Raw genomic sequence first — 6,810 nt, 5'->3', positions numbered from 1 at the left:
GGCGGGCGGTCAGGGGGTGAGGGGCGCGTCCTGCGCCTGGATCGCGGTGATGGCCACGGTGTTCACGATGTCCTGCACCAGCGCGCCGCGCGACAGGTCGTTGACCGGCTTGCGCAGACCCTGGAGCACCGGGCCGACCGCCACGGCGCCCGCCGACCGCTGCACGGCCTTGTACGTGTTGTTGCCGGTGTTGAGGTCGGGGAAGACCAGCACCGTCGCGCGGCCGGCCACCTCGGACCCGGGCAGCTTCGTCGCGGCGACCACGGGCTCGACGGCGGCGTCGTACTGGATCGGGCCCTCGACGGCCAGGTCGGGGCGCTGTTCGCGGATGATCCCGGTGGCCTTGCGCACCTTGTCGACGTCGGCGCCGCTGCCCGAGGTGCCCGTCGAGTACGAGAGCATCGCGATCCGCGGCTCCACCCCGAAGGCGGCCGCGGTCGCCGCCGACTGCACGGCGATGTCGGCGAGTTGCTCGGCGTCCGGGTCCGGGTTGACCGCGCAGTCGCCGTACACGAGGACCCGGTCGGCCAGGCACATGAAGAAGACGGAGGAGACGATCGAGGCGTCGGGCTTCGTCTTGATGATCTCGAAGGCGGGGCGGATGGTGGCCGCGGTGGAGTGCACCGAGCCGGAGACCATGCCGTCGGCCAGGCCTTCCTGCACCATCAGGGTGCCGAAGTAGTTGGCGTCGGTCACCACGTCGCCCGCCAGCTCGACCGTCATGCCCTTGTGGGCGCGGACCTTCGCGTAGTACTCGGCGAACCGCTCCCGCAGGGGCGAGGTCGCCGGGTCGATGAGCTGCGCGCCGGAGATGTCGACGCCGAGGTCGGCGGCCTTCTTCAGGATCGCCTGCTCGTCGCCGAGCAGGGTCAGGTCGCAGACCCCGCGGCGCAGCACCACGTCCGCGGCGCGCAGCACCCGCTCCTCGGCGCCCTCGGGCAGCACCACGCGGCGCCGGTCGGCACGGGCCCGCTCCAGCAGCTCGTGCTCGAACATCATCGGGGTCACCCGCTCGGAGCGGGCCACTGCCAGCAGTCCGCGCAGCTCGGAGGTGTCCACATGGCGTTCGAACAGGCCGAGCGCGGTCTCCAGCTTGCGCGGGGTCGCGGAGTTCAGCCGGCTCTGCAGGGAGAACAGCTCGGCGGCGGTCGGGAAGCTGTTGCCGGCCACCGACACCACGGGCGTGCCCGGGGCCAGCTTCGAGGCCAGCGCGAGGACGTCGTCGCCGGGGCGCTCGTTCAGGGTCAGCAGCACGCCGGCGATCGGCGGGGTGCCGGAGGCGTGCGCGGCGAGCGCGCCGATGACCAGGTCGGCGCGGTCCCCGGGGGTGACGACGAGGCAGCCGGGGGTCAGGGCGTTGAGGAAGGTGGGCAGCATGGCGCCGCCGAAGACGAAGTCGACGGCGTCGCGGGCGAGCCCCGCGTCGTCGCCGAGGAGCACCTCGCCGCCGAGCGCCCTGGTGATCTGGGCGACGGTCGGGGCGGCCAGGGACTTGTCGTCCGGCAGCACGTAGCAGGGCACCGGGAGGCGGGCGGCGAGCCGCTCGGCTATGGAGTCCCGGTCGGCGGGGGCCACCCGGTTGACGACCATCGCGACGACGTGGCAGCCGAGGCTCTCGTACGCGCGGTGGGCGTTGCGGGCCTCGGCGCGCACCTCGTCGGCGGCCCGCTTGGTGCCGCCCACGACGGGAACGACGACCGCGCCGAGCTCGTTGGCGAGGCGGGCGTTGAGGGCCAGTTCGTCGGGGAGGTTCGTCTCGGCGTAGTCCGTGCCGAGGACGAGCATGACGTCGTAGTCGCGGGCCGCCTCGTGATAGCGGTCGACGAGCCGGGAGACGAGCTCGTCGGTGCCCTTCTCCGCGAGGATCGCGGACGCCTCGCGGTACTCCATGCCGTACGCCGTCGAGGCGTCCTGCTCGATCCGGTAGCGGGCCCGCAGCAGCTCGAAGAGGCGGTCCGGTGCGTCGTGCAGCAGCGGCCGGTAGACACCGACCCGCGCCGCCTGGCGCGTCAGCAGCTCCATGATCCCCAGCTCGACGACCTGGCGGCCGTCACCCCGGTCGATACCGGTCACATACACGCTGCGCGTCACGCGTGGTCTCCGTCCCTGCTGCGAAAATTTCCCCGATAGGGTGGCCTTGCCCTCTTGACAATACCTCCGTCGATGGTTAGGGCGCCCCCTGGGCAATGGGCCCGGAGGGCAGGGCCGAACGGCCTGACGGGGGAGCTGCACGGGACGCGGAGCCGCCCGGGCCCGTGGAACAATCGGACAAGCCTCACGATGTGACCAGGAGCAGGAGACACAGGACGATGCGTATCGGAGTTCTCACAGCAGGCGGCGACTGCCCCGGCCTGAACGCCGTCATCCGGTCGGTCGTGCACCGCGCCCTGGTCGGACACGGCGACGAGGTCATCGGCTTCGAGGACGGCTTCAAGGGGCTCCTGGACGGCCACTACCGCCCCCTCGACATCAACGCCGTCAGCGGCATCCTCGCCCGCGGCGGCACCATCCTCGGCTCGGCCCGCATGGAGCGCGCCCGCCTCCACGAGGCCGCCGAGAACGCCGAGGAGCTCGCGGAGCGCTACGGCCTCGACGCGCTCATCCCGATCGGCGGCGAGGGCACGCTGACCGCCGCCCGCATGCTGTCGGACGCCGGGATGCCGGTCGTGGGCGTGCCGAAGACCATCGACAACGACATCTCCGCCACCGACCGCACCTTCGGCTTCGACACCGCCGTCATGGTGGCCACCGAGGCCATAGACCGCCTCAAGACCACCGCCGAGTCGCACCAGCGCGTGATGGTCGTCGAGGTCATGGGCCGGCACGCCGGCTGGATCGCCCTGGAGTCCGGCATGGCCGGCGGTGCGCACGGGATCTGCCTGCCGGAGCGCCCGTTCGAGGTGGACGACCTGGTGAAGATGGTGGAGGAGCGCTTCGCCCGCGGGAAGAAGTTCGCCGTCATCTGCGTCGCCGAGGGCGCGCACCCGGCCGAGGGATCCATGCCGTACGAGCGGGGCGCGATCGACCAGTACGGCCACGAGCGCTTCGCCGGCATCGGCAACCGGCTCGCCGTCGAGCTGGAGCGCCGCCTGGGCAAGGAGGCCCGCCCGGTCATCCTCGGCCACGTCCAGCGCGGCGGCGTCCCCACCGCGTACGACCGGGTCCTGGCCACCCGCTTCGGCTGGCACGCGGTGGAGGCCGTGCACCGCGGCGACTTCGGCAACATGACCGCCCTGCGCGGCACCGACATCGTGATGGCCCCGCTCGCGTCGGCCATCACCGAGCTGAAGCGGGTCCCGGCGGACCGCATGTACGAGGCCGAGTCGGTCTTCTGACATCCCTCGCGCCCGGCCTTTTCGGGGCTCTGCGCATGCGCCCCGCCCTCTCCTGCTATCCCGTGTACGGCCGGTCCGGGGCGGCGTAGGACCAGAAGCGGGCGACGATGGTGGCGAGGAACTCGCGGCCCGCGTCGCCCGTGCCGGCATCGCCCGCGGCCCCGCCCCAGCCGAGGGTGGCGACCATGGTGGCCTGGTAGTCCGCGTGCAGCCGCTCGATCGCCGGCTCCAGGCGCTGCCTGGGCACGGGCAGGAGCTTGGCCAGCGGCTTCACGTACGCCTGCCAGCGGGTGGTGACGGCGCCGCGCAGCAGCTCCGCCAGCTCCTCCTGCTTGCCGGCGGCCGCCACGAACTGGGCCAGGGTCAGACCGAGGACCTGGGCCAGGGCCACGGACTGGCGTTCGTTGCCCTTCCAGCGCCCGGTGTCCTCCATCTTCTGGTACGCCCCGGTGTCCAGCCCGATCCGGCGGGCCAGCTCGTCCGCGGGCATGCCCCGGGCCAGCCGGTGCTCCCGCAGGGTGACCGGTTCGGCGAGCAGCTCGCCCGGTGCACACCACAGCACGCCGGCGAGGGCGGTCAGCTCGGCGGCGGTCGGCGTCCTCTCGCCGCGCTCCCAGGCCATCACGGTCTCGGGTTCGACGATCAGTCCGTACTGGGCGCGCAGACCGTAGGCGACGTGGCCGGGCGCCATGCCCAGGGCAGCGCGGAGGCGGCGCGCGGCGGGGGCATTGAAGGGTGGGCTGGAGTGCACAGGGCGCACTGTAGGAGCGCCGGGGGTGTGGCGACTACAGACTGTTCAAACAAGCCAACAAGTCGTAGGAATGTCCTATGAAATTCGGGGCATTGGTCCGAATTTCCGGCGACCGTCCGGTAATCGGACGCGCTCCAGGGTTGTGATCATCGTACGGTTCCGGGCCGCCCGCGCGACGCCTCTCCACCCGATCTTCACCGATCCGCCCGCGGTCGTCCTGAACCGGCCGCCGTCTCCTTACGTGATCCATACCGGGGCCCTCGTGTACGGGGGTGGCGAGGGCCCCTCGGGGTGCCGCCCGGACGCCGCCCGCTCCAGGCGCTCGACGGGGTGCCGGAGCAGGCGGCGGCAGCGCCCGCGGCTAAGGCCTGAACCAGACCGTCGCCAGTGGCGGGAGGGTCAGGTGCAGGCTCGCCGGGCGGCCCTGGGCCGGCTCGCGCCGGGGCCGCAGCGGCGCCAGGTGGCGGACGCCGCTGCCGCCGTACGCCTCCAGGTCGGTGTTGACGACCTCCCGCCACACGGGCACTTCCTCCGGAACGCCGATCCGGTAGCCGTGCCGCACCACCGGCGAGAAGTTCGACACGCACAGCAACTGCGAGCCGTCGTGCGCGTACCGCAGGAAGGCGAACACGTTGTCGTCCGCCGCGTCCGCCTCCACCCAGGCGAAGCCCTCGGGCACGCTGTCCCGCTCCCACAGGGCGGGCGCCGCCGCGTAGGCCCGGTTCAGGTCCCGGACCAGCGTGCGGACGCCCTGGTGGTCGGAGGCCGCCGGGTAGGAGGGGTCCAGCAGCCACCAGTCCGGGCCGTGCGCCTCCGACCACTCCGCCCCCTGCGCGAACTCCTGCCCCATGAACAGCAGCTGCTTGCCCGGATGGGCCCACATGAAGCCCAGGTACGCCCGGTGCCCGGCCCGCTGCTGCCACCAGTCCCCGGGCATCTTCGACACCAGCGAGCGCTTGCCGTGCACCACCTCGTCGTGCGAGATCGGCAGCACGTAGTTCTCGCTGTACGCGTACACCATCCCGAAGGTCATGTCGTTGTGGTGGTACTTCCGGTGCACCGGCTCCTTCTCGGTGTACCGCAGCGTGTCGTGCATCCAGCCCATGTTCCACTTCAGGCCGAAGCCGAGCCCGCCCGCGTCCGTGGGCCGGGTGACCCCGTCCCAGGCCGTGGACTCCTCCGCGATCGTCACCACGCCCGGGCAGCGCCGGTACACGGTCGCGTTCATCTCCTGCAGCATCCCCACCGCGTCCCAGTTCTCCCGGCCGCCGTGCTCGTTGGGCGCCCACTGGCCCTCGTCGCGCGAGTAGTCCAGGTAGAGCATCGAGGCCACCGCGTCGACCCGCAGCCCGTCGACGTGGAACTCCTGGCACCAGTAGACGGCGTTGGCGACGAGGAAGTTGCGGACCTCCTTGCGCCCGTAGTCGAACTCCAGCGTCCCCCAGTCCGGGTGCGCCGCCCGCCGCGGGTCCTGGTGCTCGTACAGCGGCCGCCCGTCGAACTCCGCCAGCGCCCAGTCGTCGCGCGGGAAGTGCGCCGGCACCCAGTCGAGGATCACCCCGATCCCCGCCCGGTGCAGTGCGTCCACGAGCATCCGGAAGTCGTCCGGGGTGCCCATCCGCGCGGTGGGCGCGTAGTAGCCGGTGACCTGGTAGCCCCAGGAGCCGCCGAAGGGGTGCTCGGCGACCGGCATCAGCTCCACGTGCGTGAACCCGAGCTCCTTGACGTACGGCGGGAGCTGCTCGGCCAACTGCCGGTACGAGAGCCCGGGCCGCCAGGACGCCAGGTGCACCTCGTACACGGAGAACGGGGCCTGGTGGGCCGGGCGGGCACCGCGCGCGGCCATCCACCGGTCGTCACCCCACTCGTACCGGGACTCGGTCACGACCGAGGCGGTGGCGGGCGGGCACTCCGTCCGCCGCGCCATCGGGTCGGCGCGCAGCGTGTGGCTGCCGTCGGGCCGGGTGATGTCGTACTTGTACAGCGCGCCCTCGCCCACCCCCGGCAGGAACAGCTCCCACACCCCGGACGCGCCGAGCGAGCGCATCGGGTGGGCGGCCGGGTCCCAGCAGGAGAAGTCCCCGGTGACCCGAACCCCCTGCGCGTTCGGCGCCCACACCGTGAACCGGGTGCCGGCGACGCCCTGGTGGACCATCGGCCGGGCGCCGAGCGCCGTCCACAGTTCCTCGTGCCGACCCTCGCCGATCAGGTGCAGGTCGAGCTCGCCGAGCGCGGGCAGGAACCGGTACGGGTCGTGCACCTCGATCTCGTCGCCCTCGTACACCACCAGCAGCCGGTAGTCCGGTACGTCGGCCAGCGGCAGCAGGCCGGAGAACAGGCCGTCGCCGTCGCTGTGCAGCTCGGCCCGCAGCCCCTTCGCGACAAGGGTGACCGTCCGCGCGAACGGGCGCAGCACGCGGACGGCCACCCCGCCCCGCAGGGTGTGGGCGCCGAGCACGGCATGGGGGTCGTGGTGGCGGCCTTCGAGCAGCCGGGCCCGCTCCTGCGCGCCGAGGGCGGGTGCCGGCCGTACGCCGTGCGGTGGCGGGGTGGCGGCGGCCCGGCGGGCCCGGGGGGTGCGGGACTTGCGGGCGGACCCGGATTCGGGTGCGACGGCGGGCGCGGCCGCGGCCGGCGCCCCGCCCGCGGCGGCGGGCGGGGCTGCGGTGCGGACGGACGGTGACGGCTGTCGTGCGGCGCTCACGCGAGAGGCCTCCTCGGGGG

4 protein-coding genes are annotated in these 6,810 nt (G+C 72.9%); 1 reads left to right on the top strand and 3 read right to left on the bottom strand.

The window, feature by feature from the left end; genetic code table 11:
- Positions 1 to 9: 9 nt before the first annotated feature.
- On the bottom strand, positions 10 to 2,091 hold the full coding sequence (gene pta, locus HYE82_RS32365; protein ID WP_179177777.1) for a phosphate acetyltransferase: 2,082 nt from the start codon (positions 2,089 to 2,091) through the stop codon (positions 10 to 12).
- 218 nt (positions 2,092 to 2,309) lie between these two features.
- Here pta and HYE82_RS32360 point away from each other — a divergent pair, with 218 nt between their 5' ends.
- On the top strand, positions 2,310 to 3,335 hold the full coding sequence (locus HYE82_RS32360) for an ATP-dependent 6-phosphofructokinase (protein WP_179177776.1): 1,026 nt from the start codon (positions 2,310 to 2,312) through the stop codon (positions 3,333 to 3,335).
- A gap of 55 nt (positions 3,336 to 3,390) precedes the next feature.
- Here the strand turns inward: HYE82_RS32360 and HYE82_RS32355 are convergent, their stop codons facing one another.
- Together HYE82_RS32355 and glgB are read right to left on the bottom strand one after the other, a co-directional pair.
- Positions 3,391 to 4,095: a helix-turn-helix transcriptional regulator gene (locus tag HYE82_RS32355; protein ID WP_179177775.1), complete on the bottom strand. Its 705-nt coding sequence runs from the start codon at positions 4,093 to 4,095 to the stop codon at positions 3,391 to 3,393.
- A 352-nt stretch (positions 4,096 to 4,447) separates the two neighbouring features.
- Complete coding sequence (gene glgB, locus HYE82_RS32350) at positions 4,448 to 6,790, bottom strand: 1,4-alpha-glucan branching enzyme (RefSeq protein WP_179177774.1); 2,343 nt, start codon at positions 6,788 to 6,790, stop codon at positions 4,448 to 4,450.
- Between the last annotated feature and the right edge of the window lie 20 nt (positions 6,791 to 6,810).

This window comes from Streptomyces sp. BR123 (genome assembly GCF_013401435.1).
GTDB lineage: Bacteria > Actinomycetota > Actinomycetes > Streptomycetales > Streptomycetaceae > Streptomyces.
This window is presented reverse-complemented; position numbering and strand designations above follow the sequence as displayed.